The organism is Sphingomonas paludis (assembly GCF_053502515.1).
The window spans coordinates 254,742-279,621 of the sequence record NZ_CP187558.1; the positions used below are offsets into that span (position 1 = coordinate 254,742).

The following is a 24,880-nucleotide window of genomic DNA, read 5'->3' on the forward strand; positions in this document are numbered from 1 at the left end:
GCGCTGGCTGACGGGTTGCACGACGATGTCTTCGACAACGCAAGGAGACCCAAGGTGAGCAAGATCCTCGTCCTCTATTATTCAAGCTATGGGCATATCGAGACAATGGCCAACGCCATTGCGGAGGGCGCAAGGCAGGAAGGCGCCAGTGTCGACGTCAAGCGGGTGCCTGAAACCGTGCCGGCCGATGTGGCCCAGGCCGCCGGCTTCCTACTCAATCAGAAAGCGCCGGTAGCCACCGTCGCCGAGCTCGAACATTATGACGCCATCATCATCGGGACAGGCACCCGTTTCGGGCGCATGTCGTCGCAGATGGCTGCATTCCTCGATCAGGCAGGCGGGTTGTGGGCAAGGGGCGCACTGAACGGCAAGGTGGGCGCAGCCTTTGCATCGAGCGCGACCCAGCACGGTGGGCAGGAAACGACCCTGTTCTCGCTCATCACCAACCTGCTGCACTTCGGCATGACGATCGTCGGTCTTCCCTATAGTCACCAGGGACAGATGAGCATCGATGAAATCGTCGGCGGTGCGCCCTATGGTGCCACCACGGTTGCTGGCGGCGATGGGTCGCGGCAACCGAGCGCCATCGACCTGGCTGGCGCCCGTCATCAGGGAAGCATTGTCGCGCAAGTGGCGGGTAAGCTTTTCGGTTGATGACGTGTCGGCGGAATGTCTCTGACGCTTCTCGAACGTTTAGAACACGACAGCTCAGCACCCTCTCCCCGAGGCTCGAGCGACTGACGCCTGGAATGATAGGCCGGTCGCTAAACCAATGAATGATTGAGCCACTCGTTGAGATGACGCTCGTTTAGGCACGTCACCCGCTGGCCTTGTTATCGACCCAAGCTTGAAGGAGAAAACCCATGCGGCTGACCCTATTCGCTATTCTGGCGCTGCTCATCGCATCGCCTGGCGCCCGCGCGCAAAGCGCAGTGACCGTTCCCACTCAGTATCTGGAGGCAGAGGGTCGCCGGATCGCCTATCGTTCCGTCGGCTCGGGAACGCCGCTGATCCTCGCCCTTCGCTTTCGAGGCAATCTGGATTCATGGGATCCGGCCTTCATCGATGCGTTGGCGAAAGACTTTCGGGTTATCATGTTCGACTATAGCGGCCTCGGGCTGTCGAGCGGCATCGCACCGACAACGATGGCCCAGATGGTCGACGATGTTCGGGATCTTGCTGACGGTCTGAAACTGGACCGGTTCGTGCTTGGCGGTTGGTCCTTAGGCGGCGCGGTCGTTCAGGAAGCGGCGGTGGCAATGCCCGGACGCATTTCGCATTTGCTGATAATCGGTTCCGCGCCACCCGGGCATGCGTTTGGCGCCCCGCAAAAGGCGTTTCTCGATGCAGCTTTCAAGCCAGTGAACGATCTCGCCGACGAAGAGGTGCTGTTCTTCCTGCCGACGAATGCTACGAGTCGGGCAGCCGCAAAGGCATCGCATGACCGGATCGCTGCCCGACAAGCAGATCGCTCCACCCCTGTGCCACCTTCGGCCTTCGCCGGTCTGTTTCAGGCCGCAGCAGACTTCCGCAATGATGACAGCGGCGTGACCAAGTTTCTCCTGGATACTCGGATTCCAATCCTCATCATCGCTGGCGACCACGATGTCTCCTGCCGAGTGGAGGATTGGTATGCCCTAAGTGGAAGGCTGGCCTCGGCGCGCCTGATGGTCATGCCGCAAACCGGGCACGCGCCGCAGCACCAGTTTCCCGAGGAAGTTGCTGCCCAGATCGCTACATTCGTGGCGACAAATGGGGGTCGATGACCCTAATAAATGGAGCACACGGTCATGGCCCCGGGACAGGCCGGAACCAGTTCCGGCATCTTCGGACAGAACGGCGCTAAAGGGACAGGATTCCGAGGCTTTAGACGATGTATCGGAATGTCTTGAGACGAAAAAATGGTGCCAGAAGAGCTTGACTTGTGTTCAGTCAAGCAACTGATCTGACAAGCAGAATCATCGATCTTTTTGACCGCCGAAGCCTCCTATAGCACATTCTTTATTCGTGGAAAAGGCTGGATGTACTTGGACGTTAGGTTCGAGTCCCGATCGTGTTACTGCGATGTGAAGGCGATGCCCTTCTGCCAGAATAGTGGCGGCGTAAGATGGGTCGGCTGGGGACAGGCAGCGTAACGGACTGACGCCAGTATGAGGTCGCGAACTATAACGGGAAATTGCTCGCGTGAACCGATACGGTCCGCCCAGTTCTGAAGCTTGGCCTGGTTAGTCCATTGAATAAGGTTCCTCTCGACCGGTCTAAGCGCTCTCCGCCGCCTTCTCCACGTTAAGCCAAGCTGCGCCTAGTTCAACCGCGGTTATGCCAAAGGCTTTCAGAGCGCCCCCGCGCCAGCTTCAGTCGTAACCCGGCGTAGCGCGGACAAGTTCTGAACGTCATTTCCTGAAGGGAGTAGACGTTCAATTCGTGGCACGGGAACGACAGGAATGTCCCAAGAACCGACTACGATTGGGGGTCCGGTTTCGCACGGGGTAATCTCGTTCGAATGGTGATAAGGTGCGCGCCCAGCCGCCTGAGGCAGGCGGTGGAGGGGAGAAGCCGGAATCCACTTGGATGGTAAGTTCGAGTCCCGACCTCGCTACGGTGGCATGAAGCGGATCATCTTCTGCTGGAATACCCCACACCGCAAAAGATAGTCCGTTGCGGATAGGCGGCTTTGGGGCAACCGACCAAGGAAAGCTGCCGTCGCCGGTTGGTTGCCGAGCACGGCAGCTGCCGACCAAAATGCGTCGTTCGCCGATCGGGCTTTGACCGGCAGCTTCCGCCAGAACTGGCCATTCACTCAGCGCGAAGCCGCCTGCCAGCAGTGCGCCTCAATGCCGGTCGTTCGCCAGATCCGTCACAGATCTCTCCGTCGTCTGGCGGTGGGACCGGCCCCCTAGCTGGCCGGCTGACATGGGGAAGCAGGTCGCGCCAGACTTGCGGCGGCACCGGCAGGCGATGTGCGCGGCAAGCGGTCAGCACGATCGGCCAATGGCCGAGCTTCACCGCCGTGAGCTGGTCATAATGCTTGTTAGTCTTCGCCTCGGCGAGGATGAAATCGAGCGCGTCGCGCGTGCCCTCGGTCACTGGAATGCCGGCTAGCGCCGCCCCGTGGCTGTCGCGGTTGAGATAAAGATTGTCCTCGCTGTCTTCGTCGGGAAACCAGGTCTGGAACGTGCAATGTGTAAGGGCGTCCTTTCTGAACCTTGCGATCTCGTCGAACAGCGTCTGCTGGCCTCTGGCCGCCGACCAGGTCGCCAGTAGCGGATAGAGGATGCTGCCCTCGGTCGATTGGGTGCGATACTCGTCGTTGTGCTCGGACGGATGATCGACCAGATCCCAATAGGAGCGGCTGGTGATCGGGTAGCGGCCATGCGCTTTGAACGCGAACATCGAGTGCTTGGCGAGTTCCTCGGCCCATTGATCGATCGCGCCATGCGCGCCGGGACGGCAGGCGAGCAGGGTGAAGGCGAGACCGATGTCGATCGCCTGCCAGTCCCCGATCGGCGAGAGCAGCGCGCGATTGTTGCTGATGATCGCCATCATCGCCTCGATCAGCCGGTCGATCTGGTTGACGGTCGCTCGGGTGGTGTCGCTGATGAGGGCCGGGAGCGTATTGAGATAGTTGTTGGTGAGGACGACGGGGCCGGTCGCCGGCGCCAATTGCCAGACCCGCCACAACCCGCGCAGAGCTAGCCGGCCGATCAGTTCGAACAGCTTGAGGTTGATATCGAGCGCGGCGTGACTTTCGACCGCGGTCGAGATCGCATGACGGGTCCCGGCGGCCGGCAGGATTTTGTTCTCGAACAGCGCGTCCCAGATCGTGAAATGTAGTTCGGCCAGTTCGTTGATGACGAGGCTGCCGGCTTCGCCGGATTTCGAGGTCCTGGCGATGTCGGCCTTGAGCAGCTGCCAAACTTCGAGGAGCGCCAGCTCGCTCGCCCGGTACGGCGCCTCGACATTCTCGGCCTCGCGCGCCCAGACGAACATGATCCACAGGCAGATGTTGATCAACCGCGCCTGGCTGAGCCTTGCCGTCGGCGTCGTGCCGGGCTGGTCGGCGAGCGCGCGCAGCAGTTTCTGGAAATGGTCGAACGCGATGTCGGGCTCCTCGACCATCGCTACAGCCTTGCGCAAATGACTGCGTTGCGGTGCTGGCAGCAGCTCCTCGCGAAATATGCCGTCGAGTATGACCTGTGCCAGCCGGTCGCCGTTCCATTCCTCGAACGAGATCTTGGGCGTGGTATTGCGCGTCATATAGCCGGTGACTTCGGCGCGGACCTGCTCGTCGATCGCCCCGCCAAAGGTCAAGCAGATCGCGATCGGGAGCCTCGCATATTCGGGCGGAATGCGGCTGGTGATGTAATGATCGAGAATTTCGTCGAGCGACGGGCGAAGGCTCTGTGGACTTGCCGTGTTCCACTCATTGCGGTCGAGGTCTCCCGACTTGACCGAGAACAGGTGGACCCGTCTGATGCCGTCCTGGCCGGGACCGACCGCCGCAACATCGACGCCATATTGACGCGTGCCGCGCGCCGGCCGCGAATAAACCGTGAACCCAAGTTCCGTCAGCAGGTCCGGCAGCACCGCGTCGAGTTCGTCGCGTTCCTTCAGCGATGCCAGATATTCGCGGATGACCAGTTTCATGGTGCGGTCTTCATCGCGCGGAATACCCGCAACATATAGTCGAGGTCGAAGGGCTCGAGGATGTCGAGGCGTGGCGATTCGATGCTGTGGCTGAAGCTGTGTATCTTCATCTCACTGCGCTGCTGCTTGCCGCCCATCCCCTTCAAATAGCTGATCGAGCGGGTGCCGTAGAGCAGCACCTGACGTGTCGCGAGCGAGGCGAGGATCGACTTCTTCTCGGCCTGTTTGTGGGCCTGGCGCATCGATTCATGCTGGCGGTGATTCTCGATCAGCCGTTCGCGCTCCGACGGTCGCAGCTCCTTGATCCGACCGGGCGAACGCAGCCCGTCAATATAGGCCTCGACCCGGGCGGTGAGATCGGCGAGGATGGGCTGCGATGGATGACTGGGGTTCTTGGCCTGGTCCGCGATCCAGTCGCCGACCGACCCTGAAAAGTTGATCAGCAGCGGATCGAACAGCAGCTCGGTGATGGTCTGCCGTTCGGCATCGCCGGCGCCGTCGAGCAGGCCGACCAAGAGCGACGCGGCGGTGACCGGGTGGATGAACAGCCAGCCGATCGCGCGATGCGCGAGCAGCACCCGGTCGGGGTTGCTTAGATGTGAGACTGCGACTGCGGGCTGGAGGATGAGCGGACTGTCGCCATGATACTCGCCGACCAGGGCCATGGTCGCACGGCCGAGATTATAGTCGCACGCGAGCAGCCAGGTGATTATCGTCTTGGCGAGCTGGTCGGGCGGCAATTGCAGCAGGTGATAGTTGAGGCTGCCGAGCGGCTCAAGCGAGGTCAATTCCTCATGTTGTGAGAGCAGCGGCGTGACCAGTGCCAGCGCTTCGTCGAGGCGGTTCTTGTCGGCGAGCTTGGCCGCCGCCGCGCCGATGTCGCGGATCGTGCCGCGATTGCCGATCGGGACACGGTGCATGATTTTAGTCAGGCCGGAGATGATCTCGGGCGGCAGTTTGTCAGCGTGGAACATCAGCTCGAGTGACAGCTGATGGATCGCATGATCCTCGGTGCGCTCGACATTGGCTTCGATCAGCTCGGCGACAGCGGCATTGGTGTCGGGATGCGCGCGGGCGATCTCGCAGATCGCGCTCAGGATATGACCAAGGCTGTTGTCGTCGGCGCTGGCGGCATTGACGCTGAGCGCCTCCACAGCGCGGGCACGGCGGCCGGGCTCGCCGACATCGAAGGTGCCGATCGCCTTTGCCGACGCCGAGCGTGCCGGCCCGGCGTTGCCGCCGAGATAGAGGATCGCGCGGTCGAGCGCCGCATCGGGTTCGGCTTTGGCGAGCGCCTGGAGCGCGAGGAAGATATAGACGCTGTCGTCGCCGTCCTCCGGGTTGATCGCCTCAAGTGTATCGCGTGCGCGGCTGCCCTGTTCGGCCCAGGTCCGATAAGCGCCATTGGCCATGCCCGACGCCAGATCCTCACCGGCGCGGGTGGACAGCGCCTTCACCGCGGCAAGCGTATCCGGGACACTGGCATCGACCGACGGGATCAGTTCGGTATAGACGTGCATTACCGCGAAGAAGTCGTGCTGATTGATGGGTGACGATGCGATCTGGCGCGCCGGTTCGAGCACGTCGATGGTGCCCTCGTTGTGGAGCCTGATCAGCACAGCGCGAAACGTCTTGCCGAAGTCGTCGGTGCGATGCCGGCGCAACTTTTCGACGAACAGCTCAGGCAGCGTGCCTGCTGCCGCATGCGCAATGATGTCGTCCCGGTCGCTCAATCGTCCCCCATGGTGCAGCCAATCGTTGGGCCGCTGCCACTATATAGGAGAGGCAGCACCGGAGATCATCCGTCAAGCTGACTCAATTCACCCGCATCCAATCGGTCGGGAGAGAGGCGCCTCATCTAAAATTCTTGTTCCGCGCATCTATATGTGTGCCGCCGCCATCGACGGGATGGCGGCTCAGCTAGAAAGCCTCTGCCTTGGCCCGTTCGCGCTATGATGAACTTCACGACCGCTTCGACCCGATCAAGACCGGCAAGGCGGGGACGCGTTACGAACGCCTGGCGGCGATGGTGCTGAAGGCGCTGAACGATCGCGATGTCGTCGTCCACGACATGAAGCTTGTCGGCGATTCGACCGTACCACATCAGATCGATGTCTCGATCCAGCGCGACGGCGTCGAGCACCGCATTCTCGTCGAGTGCAAGGATTTCGACCGGCGCGAAGCGAAGGTCGATCTCGATATCGTGCGCTCCTTCCGTTCGGTGATCGAGGACACCGGTGCCGACGAAGCGATCATCGTCACCTGCATCGGCTTCACCGAGCCCGCCGAAACCTATGCTAGGGCCAAGGGCATCAAGCTCGCGATCCTGCGCACCTTCGAGGATGCCGATCGCGAAGGACGGCTGCAAAAGATCGTGTTGCGCATGCATATTCGCGGCATAGTCCGGCTCGAGGTCCAACAGCTCGGCTTCGACGCGGTCAATCATGCGCGGTTCAACGCCGAGCTCGCCGCCGCAGGGCTGTCCGATGCCTGCGGACCGGATACGCCGCTTCACTTCGTCAAGGATGGGGAGGCGGTGCAATTCCTCGACTATGTCCGCCGGCTTGCGGCGGCCGATGCCGGTGACAGCTTCGAGGGCGAGCGCGTTCTGCGCGCCGGTCCCGATGGCTGGGCGCTCTCGGTCGCTGGCGGCGCGCCAATCCCGTTCGAAGTTCTCGAAATCGCCTATGTCATGGCCGACGAAACCGAGATCAGCGAGATCACGTCGGACCGAATTGCCGAGCTGATCCTGTCCGATCTGAGCGGTCGGGACACGATCATCTATGCCGACCAGCTAGCGCGCCACCAGGTCGGTTCGGATGGGACCGTGCGCTGACGATGGCCGCCACGCCGCTCGATCTTTCCGATGACATGAGCTGGCCCGGGTTTGTGCATGCGGCGCTGGCGGATGCCCGCGAGATGCTGGCTGCGTTCGAAGCAGAGCGGCAGGCGATTGACCGCCGCGCGCGGGACGACATCCTCGTCCGCATCAATCCCCCCGACAATCCGCATGCGGCCGCGCGCGCTACGCTGATCGGATCGATCGACGCGACGGTCGGGCAAGGAACGATCCTCGCCTGGCATTGCACGCGGTTACTGCCGCACGAGCGCGACTGGATCGAACAAGGGGGACTTGGCCGTCACACCCGCGATTTGTTCGTCCGCCGCCTCGATGCGGCGGTCGCGGCCGGTGCGCTTTGCCAGGCCCACGCCGACCGGCGGCTGCGTCACAGCCAAATCGGCGAACGGGACCGCGATGGCCTCCTGCACCTCATCCTCAACCGGGCGATCCTGCGTGACGAACCCGATGTCGCTGACCTTTTGCGCAACTGGGGTGGTGAGGCGATCTACAACAATCTTGGCCGTGGCGACGACAATCCGGTGTCGCCGATTGCCGTGTAATCCAGAGCATCGATCATCGAGGTAGAAGTGCCGGTCGGCGACCTTACCCGCCTGCCGCTCTCGATCGGCGAGCAGATCGTCAATCGCTACGCCGACAGGCAGGACATCCAGACCGAACATGGCTGGGGCACCAATGCGAAACTTGTCACGGACCTGCCGGCCAGCAATGTGCGCGCAATAGTTCAGGTGGGCGATGAACGCTTCGGGTGGTTGACCAACTGCGCCGCATGGGACGATCCGGTCTAGGCACTACCAGGTTCTGCGGTGATATTCGATTTTGTGACAATTTTCGCGCGTCACGCGGCAACTTCAAATGTTCTATGCCTTGTGCGTCGCTAGACGATGCCGTCGATCAGCGGGCCATCGGATTGATAGTTCGGCTGCTGGAAGGCGGCGATGAGCCAGTCGAGTATCGCGTTGTCGAGCAGCCCGCCGATGAAAACCGAGCGCCAGTTGTTCCTGCTGCCATGCGTGTCATCCTGCCGGTCGAGCTCGAGCGTGAGGATGTCTTCGAGATCGTGGCGGGTAGCGGGGGCATTGCGCAACTCGGCGGCCGCCAGGCTCGGGCGGCGCAGCATGCCCATCCAGCTGGTTTTGAGATAGCGCATGATCGAGGTGCGTTCAACGATGTTGGCCATGTGGAACCGCACTGCCGTGAAATTCGGGTCCTGCGGGTCGAGCAGTGGTCGCAGCGTGATGCGCGGGACTTTGCCGGGCTCCTCGAACCGCGCGACGAACAGTCTTTGGCCGAGAATATCGTCATAATAGGGGTGAAGAATGCGCTCGCCCGGATTGGGGCCGGTGAGCAGCGTGCTGCGCTTGCTGTTGCATTTGCAGGCCGGCACGAGATTGCGGCCGAAGATCGCGAAAGCCGGAAAATCGGTCTTAGGCAGCAAATGGTCGAGCGTGCCGCTGTGGAACGATCCGCACATCGGGCAGCAGTTGGCGTCGCTCTCGGCGCGCATGCGGTTGATGTGCGGCAGCTCGTTGGACGGGCTGGCGTAAAGCGACTTAAGTTGTGCTTTGATGGGGTCGGGCAGGGCCACGTTGAGGATGGTGTGGGCGTTGCCGCTGGCAGCGACATACTGGAGATAGCCGGCCTTGAGCGCAGGGATTTCGGCCGCGAAATCTGGATAGGATTTGAGGCGCGTGTTGAGGCCGAGCGCATCGAGCGCACCGGCATCGTCGAAATCCTCGGACGGATCGAGCCGATTCATTGTCCGTCGGCCTCGCGATCGGTGCCTTCGACGCGCGCGCGGATCTCGCCGAGCAGGTCGAGCGACACCCGGTTCTTATAGGTCTCGAACACCGTCTCCCACGATGCTGTCTGCGCCATGATCTTGTTCTCGACTTCGAGCGCCAGCCGCGAGGGCTGATCCTCGCCGAATACGAAATAGGAGATCGCGCCGACATCGGCGCCGAAGGTCTTGAGCGTCGGCGTCTCCGCCGTGATCGCACGGTCTTCATCCGACCGCACCTAGCACCGCAGCCAGCACTTCGGTCTTGCCGACAAGAGGCTGGCGCAGCTCGCCGCGGTTTTGCCCAACGGATCAATGGATTCCAAAATCGCATCAAGGCGGGCGGCTGCCAACGCGGGCCGCGTAGCAATGCCAGCTTGTCAGACCATTGCACCCATGGGCGGCAGATCTGGCGATCCAGTCGAAGCCAGAAAAGTTCACCTGAACAAGCGTCCGTTATGACCAAAATTCGCCATTCCGATCCAGCGCTCCGCATGGCGGCCCACGCCGAAAGCTGCTGATAAGGCTCTGCGAAGCGGCGGGTCATCATTTCGGGCCTCGCCGCAGACGCTGAGCAAGGTCCCTCATTGAGGCCTGTCACATGGAAGACTGACCGATGCTGGAGGCAGCCGGCAGCCCCGCCCCCGGCACAATGATGCCCATAGGGCGGCGCAACCGATTGCCTGCCCGTCGGCCGCTGCCTACCTTTGTTCTGCCCATCTCCGAGGAAGATTCACGACGTGCCGGCATTTGCGCAAAACTTCTCGAGCTATGCCCAGTCGTCGTTCGAGGTGCTCTGCGACATCGCCAATGTCACCAAGAACCCCTCGATCCAAGATCGCGAGGGTTGGGACTATATGGTCGAGTTTGCTCGCAAAAAGGTTCCTGGCCTCCCGCACGATCGGCAACCGGGGAACGCCACAGTGCGGGTTCAGGTAAAGTCCAAGACCGAGGGAAAGCCGACCACGAGCGTCAAATTGAGCAATGCGCTCCGGTTCGCCAATGAGCCCGATCCGTGCTTCATCGCGCTTTGGTGGCGCACCAGCGACCATAGCGAGGAGCGGATCTACGCCCGTCACTTTGACAAGCCGCTGATCGAGGCCGCCCTGCGCCGCGCCCGGGAAGCGCAGCGCGACGGTAAGACGGATCTCCATCGTCTCCGCTTGTCGATCGCCTTCGACGAAGCCGACGATCACACCGATGATCTTCTGCCGTGGATACGCTCGATCGGCGACACCGACCAGCACGACTATGCCAACGAGAAGCGCCAGTTGACCCGCGAGTTGGGCTTCGACGAAGGCCATTTCGGCGGCACGGTGACGCTCCCCTTCAACGACGTCCAAAAGCTGATCGATGCCGCCGTCGGACTGCCGACAAGCCCGGCCGACGTCGAAATCACCTTTGGCGACAAGCGGTTCGACATCGTTTCTCCGCTTTTCGCCGGCAAGCCCACCATCTTCAACCTCAACGCCATTCCGCAACCCGGGCAGCTCACCTTTCAGAACTCGGCCGGCCAGGCCGCCACCTTCACCGGCGAGGTCCGCAAGTTCGCCGTGGACAGTCTCCCGTTGGAGACGGTCCGCGCGACCTTCACCTCACCGACCATGAGCGCTGTCCTGCGCGGCCCCGAGCTCAACATCAGCTACCAGTTCAGCGGCACCGATGTTCACCCGTTCGATCGCCTCCAGAATCTTGTGCGGTTCATGGTGATCTCGAACGAGCGCTGCACGGTTTCGCTTATGCTCGACGACCAGGACGAGCCGCTCGAGACGACCTGCCCTCCTGTCGCAATCGAGGACCGTGCGATCTTCGTCTGGTTGGACGACGCCCTGGGATATCTCCGAAGCTGCTGCAGCCCCGACGACAATCCGCCAATGCGCGCTGCCGACGTGTTTGCGGCGCATGACGAGGTCGTCAATTTCGCGATCGCCGGCGCCCCCGGCACGCCCACGTTCGATTTCGAAACCGACCGCGACATCAGCCTCCCGCTCGTGAGCAGCATGGTGGCCTATCGTCTCGTCCAGTTCGGAGACGTGAGCTTCTACTCGATCTTCCGCCGCGCCTGCCTCGAACAGTCGGCCGAGACCCGGAAAATCCATCTCCGTTTCAACGATCCCGTCGAGCTTGAGGCCGGCATGTTGGCGACCGACAGTGCCTCCGCGCGCGCCACCGTCGCGCAACGCTTCGGCGCGCTCGCCACGCGTATCGGCAAGGGTGCGCTCATTCTCAATGGCGGTGATTACCTATCGCTGATGCGCAAGGAAGGCCCCCTTATCGAGGTGCTGTGAGCGCCTCGCCAGAAGACGCCCTTATTCTTCATTCCTCATTCCAGTCACGACGCCGCTGCGCGACATCACGGGCTGCCCTGCGCTGCTCCCACGCCATATGCTGGGCGAGATCGCGCGCCCGATCCCGCGCATAGGCCTGAACGCGGGGCCTTGGATCGTCGCGGAAGCGCTCGATCAGTTCCTTGCGACGCGCATGGGCTTCGACGAAGCCGAACTCGCCCGAAACCACCCCGGATTGGCCGAGCACATCCGACACCCGATTGAGCAGTTTGTCGCCGGGCTCCAGCCGATCGACCACCTCCATCAGGACCGGATAGAGCTGCTCCGTCCCCTCATAGGCAGACAACGTCTTCAAGATGAACTTGAAGTCCTGCTCGTCCCCCTGGCGGGCGACCGCGATCAGCTGGGCCGCGACCGCATCCGTCAGCTCGGGGAAGGCATGCTTGAGCAAACGGCCGCCGCGATATTCATGGAAGCGCGATTCCTCATTATACCATTCGCGCACGGCCGGCAGCAGCAGATTGGCGTGCGGCGACAGCACCTGCGCCAGATCATGCCCGTGGAATGGAATGGGCTCGAAGCGATCATCGCGCGCGCCTCGCTCGCGCCGAAGCCGGGCGCCGAAGAAATCGATCACCAATCGTGGGTGCCGCCGCGCCACCGCAGCCATCAACCGCACCGCCCGGAAATCTACCTCGGGGATATCGACGAAGGATCGCATCAAAGCAGCCGCGTGAGGCTCATCCATGTCCTGAACCATCTGCGCATGACTGGGAGCAAAAAAATACCCGATCCAATGCGGCAGGCGCTGTTCGGTGACGAACCCTATCACCGGCAGCAACACCTCATCGATCAGCACCGGATCGGGAGCACGCTGATACCAGTTGGCCGCGATCGTGGCCGCATTGATGACCGACACCTGCTCTCCCCGCTCGATCGCCTTGGCGATATAGGCGCGCAGCCGATCGACATCGGTCGCCGGCTTGTGGTGCAGATAATCACCGATCGCCGACAGATGCTGCCCGGCCGCCAGCCACTGGTCGACCAACGGAAGCACCTCAGCCAGCCTCCCCGCTCGCTCCAGCCCTGCCAACATCGCCGCGAGGAAGGCCGCCCCTTGCGCGCTCACCTCCTCCATCATCATCAGCGCGACGTCCGGCTTCTGCTCGGCGAGAAGGCCCAGGAAGGCGCGCATTGACATGAAATGCCCACCGTCAAAGCCGACCGCATCGACATAGGCGTCTATCCTGCCGCGCCATTCGGCCACCGTGTCGGCCGTCACCTCGGCGATGATCGCCGGATAGCTTTCCTGCCGCCACGCATCGGTCGCCTCGAAATCGAAGTGATCGCCGTCCCAAGCCCCGGGGTGGACGCTGTCATGCCCGATCAGGGTCTTGTAGCGCACGAAATCCGCATCCGCCGCTAGAAGGTCGCGCAGGTCCAGCAATGCGCCGATCAGCGCTGTCTGCGCCGCGACCAGCTCCGGTTTCTCCGCAAGGTCCGGCCTGAGGACGTGGAAACGGTAATGCGTGTGGAGGGCATCGACCTCGCGGCTGCGCCGCAGTTCGAGGCCCCACTGTGGTGCCCTTTCGAGGATGAGTTGGGCGACGCGGGCGCCGTCTTCCAGCAGCATCTGGAACAGGCCGCCCTCGCCGCCTCCCTGGATCGGCATAGCATCGACATTACCAAGGGCCTGCAAGAGCGCGAGGCGCTCGGCGTCGCTCCCGGCAGTATCAAGCCAGCCCTCAAGCCATCCGATCGCTGCCCCGCGCAACCGCCGAAGCTCGTCCGAAGCGCGGACCGCGCCCTGGTGAATCATGACACCGTCGGACCGCCACGTCGTCCCGCCAATCTCGGCCGACAACACCTGTGCAAGCATCCCGATCATGAGCGGCCGCGCACCGTCGATGTCGGCGCCGTCCATCTTTCCCAGCTCTTCGAGAATGACGTGCTGGGCAGCTGGCCCATACTGCTTCCAGACCTCCAGATTATGTTCAGCCAGCTTCTCGCCGGCCTCGATCCAGAGGCGGCGCTCCTCATCATCGCGCGCGCCGAGATACAGCCGGACGAGGGCACGGACGGTCCGGTCGGGCTCGAAATAGCGGTACGACCGGATCAGCTGCGCGACCCGGCGCGCGACATCGATGCTCGCCTTGCCCGGATAGTCCCCATAGTCCGTGACGCCCGGGATGGTTGGATAGTCCCGCGAACGCTCCACGGCATCGACAAGCGCATCGAACCGGCTGGAAAATTCCTCCGCCGGCTTGTCGAAATGGGGCAGCACCAGGTCCGTGTAGGTTTCGAGAGCATCTTCGAGCACATTGTTATCGCCCGCATGCTCGATCGCTTCGAGGGTCGCCGCCGTCGCCCCATCGGCCTCCAAGAGCCTACGAAAGTCGCGCGCTATCTTGTCGAAGTCGTGCCCGGCGGGGATCAGATGATCCTGCATCACCTTGTTCATGCGCTCGCCGATCGTCGTCATCCGGCCCGCACCCAGATGGGTCAGCTTAGGCTCCTTGTAGATCGTGTCGTGACCCATCTCCGCCCAGGCATGGTTGAGCAGTGTCTGGATCTGGATCTCGGCGCGCAGCCCGTCGAACGCGCGATATTCCGTCAGCGCCAGGCGGTCAGGTTTCAGGCGGATGAGATAGTTGGTGCTGTCGAACAACTTCGTCTCGGTGTCGGTGCCGGGCACGGGATGATGGACATTGACGCTCAGCACCTCGAAATTTTCGTGCAGCGCCCCGGTGCTGTTGAATCGTTCGACCTGGGAATTGGTCAGGAACACGATCCGGCAGCCGGCGAGATCCTTGATCTCGTCCATCTCCCGATCGAGCAGGATCCCTCGATCGGTCAGCTTTTTGCGCAGCGAGGCGGGTTCCTTTGCTCGCCCCGTGATCGCATGCGCCGCAAGCTCATGCTGCTCCAATGCCCGCTTCAGGATGGTCTGAATGACCTCAACGAACGCGAGATAGCGCGATCGCCCCGCCTGCTGATATTCCTCGAATGTCATCGGCACCCCATCTTGGTTTTGGTCGGACAGCATTGGCGGCTTATCGAGGCCGGTCAGGTTGCGGCCCCCGGCCGGCGAAGCATACCGCCGCTCCCGCCCATAGGGTCTCACAAAGGCTCTCTAACGTCAGCCGGTAGGATGATCGTTGAACGCCGGGTTTTGTTAACAACTGCCATTCGACATTTCGCAGTCGAACGTCAGGAAAGTCCCAGTTGCAGTTGCTCAATGCCACTCAGCTACGAGGAATGGATGGCAGGTCTTAGGTCTGCCAGTTGCGGGCTCGAATGACGGCAATGTCGGCGAGGCCGCTCCTGACAAGAGCCGGTCGTTCAGATCAGCCGCCGTCGCCGTACGCTCCTGAAAGAACCTGCCGATGAGACACCTTGAAGTAACCGTCTGTGAGGCGTCGTGTCTCCGCCATTCGCTTTGCCGACGAGATAAGATAAGCGACTGTTTAGGTATGATGCCGAACCCGCAGCTAAGCACCCCTTGTTCGATCACTACGGGTAAAGGCCCTTGGCCCTAAAAAGCGGCCAATCTCGCCTTAGATATCCACCTCCACGCGGTGAAGGTCAAACAGGCTTAGGCCGTCCGGCGCGGCGATTCCCCTTCCAGAGATCCACGTGGTGCGGGTGACTTGGTCTGCACGAAGTGAGTCGACTGACAGCCCGAACAGCATTGCGGGTTCTCCTGTCTTGCGCGCCGATTTCAGCGCCGCGACGTCCTCCGAGGTGACAATCGGCCGAATGCCAAACGCAGTGATCATCGCGGCAGCATAGATGCCCTCGTGTGGCTCGTCCGCAGGTCGCTCGACCGGCCGCAGCAATTGATCCTCATTGGCCTTGCTTAGCTTGGTGGGCATGCCATCGCGGTCGGGCTTCGCGGTGACCCGAAGCAGTGCACCGCCCGTCCGTCGGGCCGAGCCCAGCAGACTGGGCCGACCGAGCCTTAGGGCGATGTTGGCGATGCGCCGACGCCTCATGCCGTCTGCGTGCAGGTTGCGGTCGTCTTCCGATATGACGGTTCCATCGGCAGGCGGATCCCAAAGAAGGGATACAGATTCCCGGGGTCGGCCGTCGGTCGACCAGAGGTTAGCCGCGACCCAGTTGCGGGTTGCCAGTGCCCGTCCGCTGCGGTCGCACACCCGAACCCTTCCGAACTGCCGCTTTCCGTCGCGGATGCAAGCGGGCTGCCTCGTCATGAAGTCGGCCTGACGGCCAGTCAGGCTGCCCTTCGCCTCGCACAGGCTGTAGGTACCGGCTGCTGGGTCCCACGCAATCCAGTCGGGAATGTCGCCTTTGGACGTCCTTTCGATCGTGACGCCGTTGGGTAGCCGGGTCTTGTTCGTTCGTAACGACACGAAGTCCGTTAGGCCAAGCCTGCTCGCCAGCAATGCCCGCGAGAAGTACCGGCCATAAAGTGCGGAGTAGGCACGCCTGAGCTCGGCACTCTCCGCAAGGTCCCCACCCCAGCGGAGGCGGATCCGATCGTCAGCGCTCAGGTGCGCTGAGAAAAGGCGCAGCCAAGTCGGGACTAGGGGCCCGCCCTGCATCGTCTCGTCTGACGCCGCCAGTGCGGCCCACCACAGGCTGAAGGGCTGATGCACGGTGTTGTCGTGAGGGACGGACGGCTCGACGGTCCGGATGTTGGTCCAGCGGTATGGCATCGTGGGAGTGTAGAGATTCGAAAGAGTTGGTACCAGTTCGACAGTGCGGCGCAGTTGCGCTCGCTGTGCAGGGCCAGTCAGGCGGGCGTTGGGTATCGGGCAATAGCGATGGTCCTGCCATTCCACCGATCGCGAAGGAGCGACCGGAAAGTGCCCGCCCTCGATCGACGACATCATGAACTGGGCCCCCGAATGTAGGTCCGCCTTCAGTGACATCACTTTCGGGATCGCATGGCCGCTCTGTCGGCGAACACCTCAATGTTTGAAACAATGCTGGCGGTGCCACTGAACGAAGTTCGGATGCGGTCGATCAGCTTCTCGCTTTGGCACTAATACTCTGCCACTGGCATTAATGACCGATCGGATGCTGTCGGGATCATTGGCCTGCCGCGAAACGATGATCCGCATATCGTCATCCAGCCCGATCAAACCGCGATCGAACATCCAATGCGCCGTCCCGGAAAGCGCCAAACCATTGCTCACGATGTCGGGGCCCTTCGCCTCGACAGGACGGATGTGAGCGGCTTGGGTAAATCCATCCTGGATGAACAATCGGTCGAATGGATCGGTATTGTCGGATGGCCAAACGCCTTCCGCAAAGCGGAGGATGCCTAGGTCCACACGTCCGCCACCGCCTGCACAGCTTTCGATCTCAAGATGCGGATGACGACGCCTGAGTTCGGCCAAGATCCAGTAAAGCCCATGGACGTAATCGACATAGAGCCGTTGCTGATCCTCGGGCGCCGCACCCAGCCAGCCGGGTTCGGACCAGTGCCTGTTATGATCCCATTTCAGGAACGCGATGTCATGCTGGCTGACCAACGCGTCAAGAACCGTCAGCAGATGCTGCCGTACGTCCTCCCGAGCGAGGTTGAGGACAAGCTGATTGCGCGACTCGGTTCGCGGTCGCCCGGGCATTGCAATCACCCAGTCGGGATGGGCGCGGTAAAGATCGCTGTCGGGGTTGACCATCTCTGGCTCGACCCACAAACCGAAATCCATACCCAACGCCTTTACCTTCGTGATGAGTGGCGTGAGTCCTTTCGGAAATTTGGCCGGGTTGGCTGTCCAATCACCGAGCCCAGCCTTGTCGCTGTCGCGTGCGCCGAACCATCCGTCGTCCATCACGAACCGTTCGACACCGATCCGCGCGGCTCGCTCGGCGATGGCCATCTGCTGATCGACGGAAACGGCAAACTGGGTCGCCTCCCAGCTATTGTATAACACGGGGCGAGGCTTCGCCCCGGTGCCATCGGCCAGGACGTGGCGGCGCTGGAAACGGTGCAACAGGCGGGAAGCCTCACCCATCCCCTTGTCCGTATAGCCGGCGTGAAAGGCGGGCGATGCCAATACCTCCCCAGGCTGGAGCCTGTAGCCGAAATCAAACGGGTTAAAGCCGCCTACTATTCGGACGTCGCCCATCGGATTGCGATCGACATGAATGCGCCACGACCCACTCCAGGCGAGCGCTCCGAACCATACCGACCCACTTGTCTCGCTGCCCGATCCTGTGTGATCGACTGCAAACCAGGGGTTGGCCTGATTGCCGGTCACACCTCGCCGGCTTTCCAGAACCGTGGCGCCGGTGGTCAGAGGCCTTTCCTGCCGCTGCCATTCCGCACCCCAACGACCGGTGAGGTAATGCAGTCGATAGTCGTCGCCCTGCGGTAGCGACCACGCGGCGGCAGCGAGATGGTCGATCCTGAATGGCACCTGCCCCGAATTTCGGATGCGCGCTGAACGGGTGACGATGCCCGTTTCCTCGTCGATGCGGTAGAACAGGCTGACGGTGACCGGCCGCTCGATATCGGCCAGTTCGATAACCATCTCCTGCCCTTCGATCCGGTGGGAACGGAACCGCAATACCAGATCGCGTACGCCATCCGGCCACGCGATCTTGACTGCCGGTTCGGTATAGATGCGGCTGCCCCATGCGGGAAATTCAAGGGGTGAAATGGACGTCGTCGGATCAAGCCCCGACAGATTGGGAAACGGGCGTACGTACAGGCTGTCATCCGTGCGCAGGGCTGGACCCCAGTATATGTGCTGGACCGCGCCGTCGCCCGTGACACCCAGGGCATAGGTGATACCGCCTCCGTCGAGGCGAAAGCTGCGCCCGTCATCGGCAACGCTGACCCGAGCCAGCCCCGGAGTCTGCCAGCCCAGCGCCACCATGATGAGCAGAAAGGCGCGCAGGGCATATGATCGGGACAAGTCATCAATAATGGCAAGCAGGGCTTTCCAAGTTTGCCGCGCGACAGGCAAGCAAGTTGCGCCCAGTTCAGAAAACCGCCGCGGCATCCGGTGCATTGTCCTCCTGTATCCACGTTGGCATGGGCAAGCGCACGTCATACGCCGTGTTGCCGTCGCTGATGGTCACGGCCGTGTCAGCGAAGGAAAGCAAGACGAACCCGCCGGCGATGGTGTCGCCCGGTACGGCATGCCGTTCCGGACCCCCATCCAGACGATATCGGACGACGACAGGCTTGGCACGACTGTCGATGGCCACCAGCTCGAACCGATGCCCATTGCGACCGGGCAAGGTGACCCGCGAATCCACGCTGAGCGGCGGTTCGGCAAGCGGCAGCGATGCGCCGTCGACCCTTGGTGCGGTGGGCGAAGGGAGTGCCTCCGGCGCGATGGACCGCTGCGGCGGAGACGGCGCTGTGACCTTCCCGTTTGGGGGTCCGCTCCAGTCGTTCGTGGGCCAGAGCAGCACTCCTGCGACGCAAACAGGCAGGACGGCGATGACTGGTAGCCATCGCCATCGCCCGATTCCGGCATCCGCCCGGCCCGCCATAAGAGCGGCCAGTTCGCTTACGGCGTCTGCGGCCGGTCAGCGGCGGGCAGCGTATTGCTCCGCCCCCAATCCGCGACGCCCGGCCCGAAGAGCGGCCAGGGCTTGCTGCCCAAATAGGCCGGTTTGGTCGTGGTATAGAGCGATTTGGGAAAGCTGCCGTTGGGATCGATCTCGACGTCCGGGGTCACCACCGTTTCGCCCAGCCGGTTGGCGCCGACCTTCTTGACCATATTGGCGCCATTATAGGGTCCTTGCGATCCGGTCGAAGTATAGTCGATCTTGGTGTCGATCTGATCATTGCCGATGATCGTGATGCCGTAATGGGTGAAATTGCCGGAAGAGGCCGGTCCCTGCAGAGCGATCCCGTTCGTGCCGTTCAAACTCGGCCGACGCAACTGGTTGCGGAACATGGTGTTATACAGGCCCTGCGTCTCCAGCATGCCGGTATCGGATCGCCCGTCGAAGATCAGGACGGCACCCTGATTGCCTTCGTACAGATTGTTGTGGGCCGTATAGCCGTGCATGTCCAAGTCGCCTGGAACACCGAAATAGCCGGCCTCCGCGCTGTTATGGGCGACGACGCAGAAATTGGTGCCAATGTGCAGGATGATGTGATGGCGCAGGTTCCATAGCTTGTTGTTAGACACCTCGCAGATCGATACCGCGCCGACGTTGATGCCATAGGCCTTGCCGCCGTCGCCATAACCCGCAACCGGATCGACCGAATTGTGGACGTCGTTATCGGTGACGAGCGCGTTGTACACGGCACCGAGCGAAATCCCGCCGGACACCAGGTTCTTGACCTCGGTCCCGCGGACATGCGCGTTCCAGGCATAGCGGATGAACAGATTATGGGTGCCGGCCGCGGCGTTGCGCGTCCTCGTGATCGTGAAATTCTCAAACCCCACATTCTGGATCATGTTCACTTTGACGAAGCGGGGCTGGCCGGGAACGGTCGCGGTGCCGTTGTAATCCAGCCCGAACCGGCTGGCGAAGGTGATCCGGCGCGTTACGGGGTCGATTGCGGTTACCCGCAGAAACTGCTGCCAATTGTGGCCCCCGAACCCGTTTGAACGCGAATTGTCGTACACGCGCAGGATGTCGTTGACGGCAATGCCCGCAACATCGCTGACGATCATGTAATCGTCGCCGCGCGCCGGGACATTGGTGACGACGCCGATGTCGGTCGCGAAGCCGCCGCCGAGCAGGGTGAATTGGGCGTTCGCGCTGCTGGGCGCGGAGATCACGAACGTCGTCAGACCCTTGCCCGCACCGCGGATGACGATGTTCGAGCGGCTGATCGTCACCGACTTTTTCAGCTCGTACTGCCCGGCGGGGAAATAGATCACCAGGGGGTTCGGGCTGGAGGCGGCAATCGCCATGATCCGGTCGGCGACGTCGCTGCCGTCATTGGGGACGATGACATTTGCCGCACCGACCAGCGATGCGTTGGTGACATCCCGTACGGTCCAATAGGTGGAGCTGAACGTGGACCGTGGCCCCCAGCCGCCGAATGTGGGCAGATAGTCGGTCGGCACCTCGCCATAGCTGATCTGAGCATTGGCGGGGCGCGGCAGGCCGAGCGCCAGGGCAACCCCAAACGACAGCAGCATTGCGATAAGTGGCCTCATCATTCCCTCCTGCAACCGGCGGCATGGCGCCATTCTCTGAACCAAGCTTCAGATAGTTCATATTTGGAGTCAAGAACGATTGTTCGCATCGAAAGATGTCACAGCGTCGCTGCAAGCCCGAGGAAATAGCGGCGGTCATCAAGGATCGTGGTGACCCGACGCTCCTCAATCCCGTCATAGCGGATTTCCGGGCGTTTCAGCAGGTTCTGCGCGTCGAACGTCAGCCTCAGCCCCCGGCCAATGTCAAATTGGAACGACCCATCCAGCTGGTTCTGGTCATCGACATATCGACTGCCGCCGGCGCCGACCGACTGGACATTCAGCAGATAGCCGCTGCGCTGGGTATAGGCGAGGCGAGCGGTGACCGGCCCTTTTTCATAATAGCCGATCAGGCTGAAGCTGTGCCGGGACAGCAGCGGCAGCGGTAGCGTGTCCCGCGTCAGCGGGTCGATGATCGGCGTGTCGCTGTCGGCATAGGTGTAGTTGGCCTGGACCCCCAGCCCGTCGAACGGCGCGGGGAGGAAGGTGAGCTGGTGCTGATAGTTCAGCTCGACGCCGCGCACGCTGCCGTCCTCGCCATTTTGCGGGCGGGTGATGAGGAAGGTGTTGCCGGTGCCGTTAGGGTTGATGAAGCCGGTGATCGCCTCCTCGCTGGATACCAGCGAGGTGAAGGATTTGACGCTCTTGGTGAAGGCGGTGACCGCCAGCAGGTTCGCGCGACCGAAATACCATTCCAGCGACACATCGGCCTGATCCGCCTGATATGGGTTGAGCAGCGGGTTGCCGCCCGTGCCGGTCAGGTTGACGATATTGACATTGACGCCGGGCGCCAGGTCGCTGAGCGGCGGCGTGGCCAGCACCCGCGCGCCCGCAATGCGCAGCAGCAGATCCTCGCGCAACGACAGGATCAGTGTCGCGCTGGGCAGAAACTCGTCATAGCTGCGCTCATAGCGGATCGGCAGAAAGCCGCCCGCCGGGTTGGCGGTGAAGCCGAGCGCCTCGCGCTGGGTGCTGATCCATCGGACGCCGGCATTGCCGCGAATGCCGATCCCGGCGAGTTGCCCGTCCAGGTCGACTCGGCCGTAGACGGCGTGGGTGCGCTGGTCGACGGAGTTGCTTTGGCCCACCGATCGCTGCGGCTGATATCGGAAACCGCGCCGCATCGCCTCCAGATCGATGCGGCCGCCCAGGAAATTGTTCGGGAACAGGCCGCTCAGCCCTTCGAGCAGGTTCGTCTTGCCAAGGCCGGTATAGGTCAGGCCAGGAATTTCGTTGGCCGTCACCAGCCCGTCGCCATTGGCGTCCGCTGCCGCCACGGCGGCGGGCAAGGTCAGCGGAGCGTCATAGCGTTCCGTGTTGAAGCCGCGATCCTCGTAACGATAGCCGACAGCGATGCCCTTGATCAGGCCGCCCAAGTCGCGATTAAGATCGATCCGTGCCGACTTCGCGTCATTGTCGATCGTGTTGTAGCCATCGACCACGCCGGACAGCTGATAATTCGCCGGATCATTGACGTCGAAATTGCCGGTCAGGGTGTAGGACGGCACGTCATTGTTCGACAACAGGTCATAGGTCACATCGACCGTGCGGCCGGCCCGGGGCACGACGATCGGCGTGGCACTGTTGCCGGTGACGGGCGAGGTGCCCGAGCTGATCGATCCATCGGCCGACAATCGCCAGCCATCGGCCTGCCACACCACATTGCCGCCGATCACATAGAGTTCCGAGCGGTCCTGCTCATAATAGACGAGCGGCCGCTGGGTGATGCCCGTGAACCGGCCAGAAGTGATCGTATTCCCGGTACCGCTGCGCGCGCCGACGTCGTTGTCGTTCAGCAGGGTCTGGAACCGCTGGGCATCGGCATAGGCATCGAACTGGTTATAGGTCGCCTCGACATTCACCTCGATCGTGTCGGTCGGACGGTATTGAACCGCGCCGTTGACGGTGAGTCGGTCGGCCCGACGCGGCAGCCGGATCATTGCAAAGCGCGCCGGTCGATACAGGCCGGGATCATTTGCTCCATCGCCATTGCCGTCGACACCATTGGTCAGCACGTAATTGGAGAGTTCCTGCGTCTGCTGTTCGTTGAAGATGCGCTGGAACGCCGCGTTGAGCAGCACGCCGACCCGGTCGTCGAACAGGCGCGTGGAAAAAAGCGCCGATCCCCGATAGCCGTAATTGTCAGCAATATCGGCATATTGTCCCTGTGCGCGGATCGCGATCGTGCCGGAAGGCAGGTCGAGCGGCCGCTTGGTGCGCAAATTGACCGTGCCGCCCAGCCCGCCCTCGATCTGGTCGGCGGTCGGCGACTTGAACACGTCGATGGCGGCGATGATGTCCGGGCTCAGCACGTCGAGCGCGGCGGAACTATCTGGCGTCGGCCCGACATAGGGGCGATCGTTGACCAGCACCGTGTTCAGCGAAATCCCCCGGATGGTGAAATTCTGCCCATCGCCGTTGCGCCGGGTGATCTGGACGCCGGGTACGCGGCTCAGCGTCTCGACGACATTCTGGTCGGGCAGCTTGCCGATATCCTGGGCGGAGATCGAATCGACGATCGCCACTGCGTTGCGCTTGGTCTCGATCGCCTCGGCGATCGACCGGCGAAGGCCGACAATGACGATATCGCCTTCCTCTGCCGGTTGCGCCGCCGGCTCGCCCTGCGGCGCCTCCTGCGCGGCCACGGGCACCTGCCACAGCGCCGAACCCGCCAGGAGGCCGATGAAAAACCGAATGGACCCTTTCGACATCAATCCTCTCCCCGTCATTCTTACTTATAACCTATCTGATATGTTAAGGCTGGCGGGAGGTCAATGCTTGCCACGCATCATTCTTATCTCATATGTGCAGGGGGTGGATGGAAGGCGGGCCGGATGACGATGCTGGAGATGGAACGGATCAATCCGGACAAGGCGCTGCTGTCGGACATCGTCGCCCAGCGCCTGACCCAGCAGATCATCGCGGGCTCGATGATGCCGGGAGATGCGCTGCCTTCCGAAGGCGAAATCTGCCGCGCGATGGGCGTCAGCAAGCCGGTGGTCCGCGAAGCGGTACGCAAACTGGCGGCGCTTGGCATTGTCGAGATTCGTCAGGGCAAGGCCAGCACGATAGGGGAACTGGCACCGGAGCCGGTGCGGCAGATGCTGCGCTTTGCGATGCACATCAATCCCGATGGGCTGAATGAAGCGGTGGACCTGCGACGCGCGATTGAAACGCATGCGGCCGTGCGCGCGGCGGAACGGATCACGGATGAGGAGATCGATCGGCTGAAACAGGTGCTCGCGCAGATGGAGCAGGCCCAGGCCGATCACGACCGCTGGGTCGCGCTCGACCTTGAATTCCATCAATTGATCGCGCGCGCATCGCACAATTCGCTGATCGCCTTCATGATCAACGCGCTCTCGGACTCCATGCGCGAGGTCATCTCGACTCTGCACGCGCAAACCCGGGTGCGCGACAACCGGACGATCGAGCGCCACCGCGCCGTCGTCGCGGCGATCGCCGCGCGCGACCCGGCTGCTGCGGAGACGGCGATGCGCGATCACTTCGCCGCAACGCGCCCGGTGATCGAGGCGATCATGGCGGGACGCTCGGCAGGCGAATGACCTGACAGCCGCGCAGCACTATGGGCTTGCGTCCTGACTTCGCGGCCTTGCTGGCACGATGCGGCACGGCGGCGAAGCGCCACGATCAGCCGGATGCACGGATGCGCAACTGCCGTTCGCCGACGATCCGCCCGAGCTCAGCCAGGGCCATACCGTCGACCGGCACGGGGCGGTGCTGCTGCCGGATCGCCATGAACCTGCGCTCGACATCCCGGTATCCGGCTGGCGTGAAATACCCGACCTCGACCATGACGTCCGCATCCGATGCCGCAGTCGCGTCTTGCGGCGCGACCTCATAGAGCGTTGCGTGCGAAAAGATGCCGTCCTCGATGCCGAGGCGGTCCATGGCCAGCCAGTTCAGCTCAAGAAATCGGACGAGTTGCTCGTGGCGGCCGGGCAGCGCCTTCAGCCAGGTCTGCGTCACCAGAACAGGCTTTCTGGCGGGCGACAAGGGCAGGACCGGCAGGCTGATCAACCCCATCGCCGCCATCTTTCCTGCGTTTCGCCGCGTCACCATCATCGACCCCCTGTTCGCCTCGGGGCCTGCGGCAACGGTGCTGCAAGCGCCGGCACCATCATGGCAGAAGGGC

The 24,880-nt window shown here is 62.4% G+C and carries 18 protein-coding genes; 7 read left to right on the forward strand and 11 right to left on the reverse strand.

The genetic code is table 11. From position 1 onward, the window contains the following. The first annotated feature begins 54 nt into the window (after positions 1-54). Together wrbA and ACPVPU_RS01230 are read left to right on the forward strand one after the other, a co-directional pair. Positions 55-654 carry an NAD(P)H:quinone oxidoreductase gene (gene wrbA, locus ACPVPU_RS01225; RefSeq protein ID WP_448659097.1) on the forward strand — a complete coding sequence of 200 codons (600 nt, stop codon included), beginning with the start codon at positions 55-57 and terminating at the stop codon, positions 652-654. Between the two features lie 209 nt (positions 655-863). Then, positions 864-1,766 carry an alpha/beta fold hydrolase gene (locus ACPVPU_RS01230; protein WP_448659098.1) on the forward strand — a complete coding sequence of 301 codons (903 nt, stop codon included), beginning with the start codon at positions 864-866 and terminating at the stop codon, positions 1,764-1,766. A gap of 1,030 nt (positions 1,767-2,796) precedes the next feature. On the opposite strand, the gene ACPVPU_RS01235 is transcribed toward ACPVPU_RS01230, so the two are convergent. After that, entirely contained in the window at positions 2,797-4,647 is a 1,851-nt protein-coding gene (locus tag ACPVPU_RS01235) for a hypothetical protein (RefSeq protein ID WP_448659099.1), read from the reverse strand. Continuing rightward, positions 4,644-6,380 carry a hypothetical protein gene (locus tag ACPVPU_RS01240; RefSeq protein WP_448659100.1) on the reverse strand — a complete coding sequence of 579 codons (1,737 nt, stop codon included), beginning with the start codon at positions 6,378-6,380 and terminating at the stop codon, positions 4,644-4,646. The genes ACPVPU_RS01235 and ACPVPU_RS01240 overlap by 4 nt, the downstream gene beginning before the upstream one ends. A gap of 296 nt (positions 6,381-6,676) precedes the next feature. On the opposite strand from ACPVPU_RS01240, the gene ACPVPU_RS01245 reads away from it, so the two are divergent. The 3 genes from ACPVPU_RS01245 to ACPVPU_RS01255 are packed head-to-tail and all read left to right on the forward strand — an operon-like array spanning position 6,677 to position 8,295. After that, positions 6,677-7,483: a restriction endonuclease gene (locus ACPVPU_RS01245; protein WP_448659101.1), complete on the forward strand. Its 807-nt coding sequence runs from the start codon at positions 6,677-6,679 to the stop codon at positions 7,481-7,483. A gap of 2 nt (positions 7,484-7,485) precedes the next feature. Beyond that, complete coding sequence (locus ACPVPU_RS01250) at positions 7,486-8,049, forward strand: hypothetical protein (protein ID WP_448659102.1); 564 nt, start codon at positions 7,486-7,488, stop codon at positions 8,047-8,049. Between the two features lie 27 nt (positions 8,050-8,076). After that, on the forward strand, positions 8,077-8,295 hold the full coding sequence (locus ACPVPU_RS01255) for a hypothetical protein (protein ID WP_448659103.1): 219 nt from the start codon (positions 8,077-8,079) through the stop codon (positions 8,293-8,295). Positions 8,296-8,384: 89 nt separating this feature from the next. Here ACPVPU_RS01255 and ACPVPU_RS01260 read toward each other — a convergent pair whose 3' ends face one another. Together ACPVPU_RS01260 and ACPVPU_RS01265 are read right to left on the reverse strand one after the other, a co-directional pair. Continuing rightward, positions 8,385-9,266 carry an HNH endonuclease gene (locus ACPVPU_RS01260; RefSeq protein ID WP_448659104.1) on the reverse strand — a complete coding sequence of 294 codons (882 nt, stop codon included), beginning with the start codon at positions 9,264-9,266 and terminating at the stop codon, positions 8,385-8,387. Next, a complete protein-coding gene (locus tag ACPVPU_RS01265) occupies positions 9,263-9,526 on the reverse strand; it encodes a hypothetical protein (protein ID WP_448659105.1) in 264 nt (87 codons plus the stop codon). Before ACPVPU_RS01265 ends, ACPVPU_RS01260 begins: the two co-directional genes overlap by 4 nt. A 501-nt stretch (positions 9,527-10,027) precedes the next feature. Here ACPVPU_RS01265 and ACPVPU_RS01270 point away from each other — a divergent pair. After that, positions 10,028-11,575 carry a hypothetical protein gene (locus tag ACPVPU_RS01270; RefSeq protein ID WP_448659106.1) on the forward strand — a complete coding sequence of 516 codons (1,548 nt, stop codon included), beginning with the start codon at positions 10,028-10,030 and terminating at the stop codon, positions 11,573-11,575. Between the two features lie 28 nt (positions 11,576-11,603). Here ACPVPU_RS01270 and ACPVPU_RS01275 read toward each other — a convergent pair whose 3' ends face one another. The 6 genes from ACPVPU_RS01275 to ACPVPU_RS01300 all read right to left on the reverse strand — a co-directional run bounded on the left by ACPVPU_RS01275 (position 11,604) and on the right by ACPVPU_RS01300 (position 23,435). Beyond that, complete coding sequence (locus tag ACPVPU_RS01275) at positions 11,604-14,621, reverse strand: hypothetical protein (RefSeq protein WP_448659107.1); 3,018 nt, start codon at positions 14,619-14,621, stop codon at positions 11,604-11,606. 511 nt (positions 14,622-15,132) lie between these two features. After that, a complete protein-coding gene (locus tag ACPVPU_RS01280) occupies positions 15,133-16,431 on the reverse strand; it encodes a hypothetical protein (RefSeq protein WP_448659108.1) in 1,299 nt (432 codons plus the stop codon). 78 nt (positions 16,432-16,509) lie between these two features. Beyond that, positions 16,510-18,564 (reverse strand): alpha-galactosidase, encoded by a 2,055-nt coding sequence (locus ACPVPU_RS01285; protein ID WP_448659109.1) that lies wholly within the window; start codon positions 18,562-18,564, stop codon positions 16,510-16,512. Next, positions 18,536-18,763, reverse strand: coding sequence for a hypothetical protein (locus tag ACPVPU_RS01290; RefSeq protein WP_448659110.1), 228 nt, complete (start codon positions 18,761-18,763; stop codon positions 18,536-18,538). Before ACPVPU_RS01290 ends, ACPVPU_RS01285 begins: the two co-directional genes overlap by 29 nt. 308 nt (positions 18,764-19,071) lie before the next feature. After that, positions 19,072-20,688: a hypothetical protein gene (locus ACPVPU_RS01295; protein WP_448659111.1), complete on the reverse strand. Its 1,617-nt coding sequence runs from the start codon at positions 20,686-20,688 to the stop codon at positions 19,072-19,074. A gap of 95 nt (positions 20,689-20,783) precedes the next feature. Continuing rightward, complete coding sequence (locus ACPVPU_RS01300; RefSeq protein ID WP_448659112.1) at positions 20,784-23,435, reverse strand: TonB-dependent receptor; 2,652 nt, start codon at positions 23,433-23,435, stop codon at positions 20,784-20,786. Between the two features lie 129 nt (positions 23,436-23,564). Between ACPVPU_RS01300 and ACPVPU_RS01305 the strand changes: the two genes are divergently transcribed. Continuing rightward, positions 23,565-24,290, forward strand: a complete 726-nt coding sequence (locus ACPVPU_RS01305; protein WP_448659113.1) for a FadR/GntR family transcriptional regulator — start codon at positions 23,565-23,567, stop codon at positions 24,288-24,290. An 85-nt stretch (positions 24,291-24,375) separates the two neighbouring features. On the opposite strand, the gene ACPVPU_RS01310 is transcribed toward ACPVPU_RS01305, so the two are convergent. Continuing rightward, entirely contained in the window at positions 24,376-24,771 is a 396-nt protein-coding gene (locus tag ACPVPU_RS01310) for a hypothetical protein (protein WP_448659114.1), read from the reverse strand. Between the last annotated feature and the right edge of the window lie 109 nt (positions 24,772-24,880).

What these genes read in the sequence shown, in the direction of transcription:
- ACPVPU_RS01285 (WP_448659109.1), bottom strand. Translation starts at nt 18,564, where the DNA reads ATGCACCGGATGCCGCGGCGGTTTTCTGAACTGGGCGCAACTTGCTTG.
- ACPVPU_RS01295 (WP_448659111.1), bottom strand. Translation starts at nt 20,688, where the DNA reads ATGATGAGGCCACTTATCGCAATGCTGCTGTCGTTTGGGGTTGCCCTG.
- ACPVPU_RS01305 (WP_448659113.1), top strand. Translation starts at nt 23,565, where the DNA reads ATGCTGGAGATGGAACGGATCAATCCGGACAAGGCGCTGCTGTCGGAC.
- ACPVPU_RS01230 (WP_448659098.1), top strand. Translation starts at nt 864, where the DNA reads ATGCGGCTGACCCTATTCGCTATTCTGGCGCTGCTCATCGCATCGCCT.
- ACPVPU_RS01235 (WP_448659099.1), bottom strand. Translation starts at nt 4,647, where the DNA reads ATGAAACTGGTCATCCGCGAATATCTGGCATCGCTGAAGGAACGCGAC.
- ACPVPU_RS01300 (WP_448659112.1), bottom strand. Translation starts at nt 23,435, where the DNA reads ATGTCGAAAGGGTCCATTCGGTTTTTCATCGGCCTCCTGGCGGGTTCG.
- ACPVPU_RS01250 (WP_448659102.1), top strand. Translation starts at nt 7,486, where the DNA reads ATGGCCGCCACGCCGCTCGATCTTTCCGATGACATGAGCTGGCCCGGG.
- ACPVPU_RS01310 (WP_448659114.1), bottom strand. Translation starts at nt 24,771, where the DNA reads ATGGGGTTGATCAGCCTGCCGGTCCTGCCCTTGTCGCCCGCCAGAAAG.
- ACPVPU_RS01275 (WP_448659107.1), bottom strand. Translation starts at nt 14,621, where the DNA reads ATGCTGTCCGACCAAAACCAAGATGGGGTGCCGATGACATTCGAGGAA.
- ACPVPU_RS01280 (WP_448659108.1), bottom strand. Translation starts at nt 16,431, where the DNA reads ATGATGTCGTCGATCGAGGGCGGGCACTTTCCGGTCGCTCCTTCGCGA.
- ACPVPU_RS01260 (WP_448659104.1), bottom strand. Translation starts at nt 9,266, where the DNA reads ATGAATCGGCTCGATCCGTCCGAGGATTTCGACGATGCCGGTGCGCTC.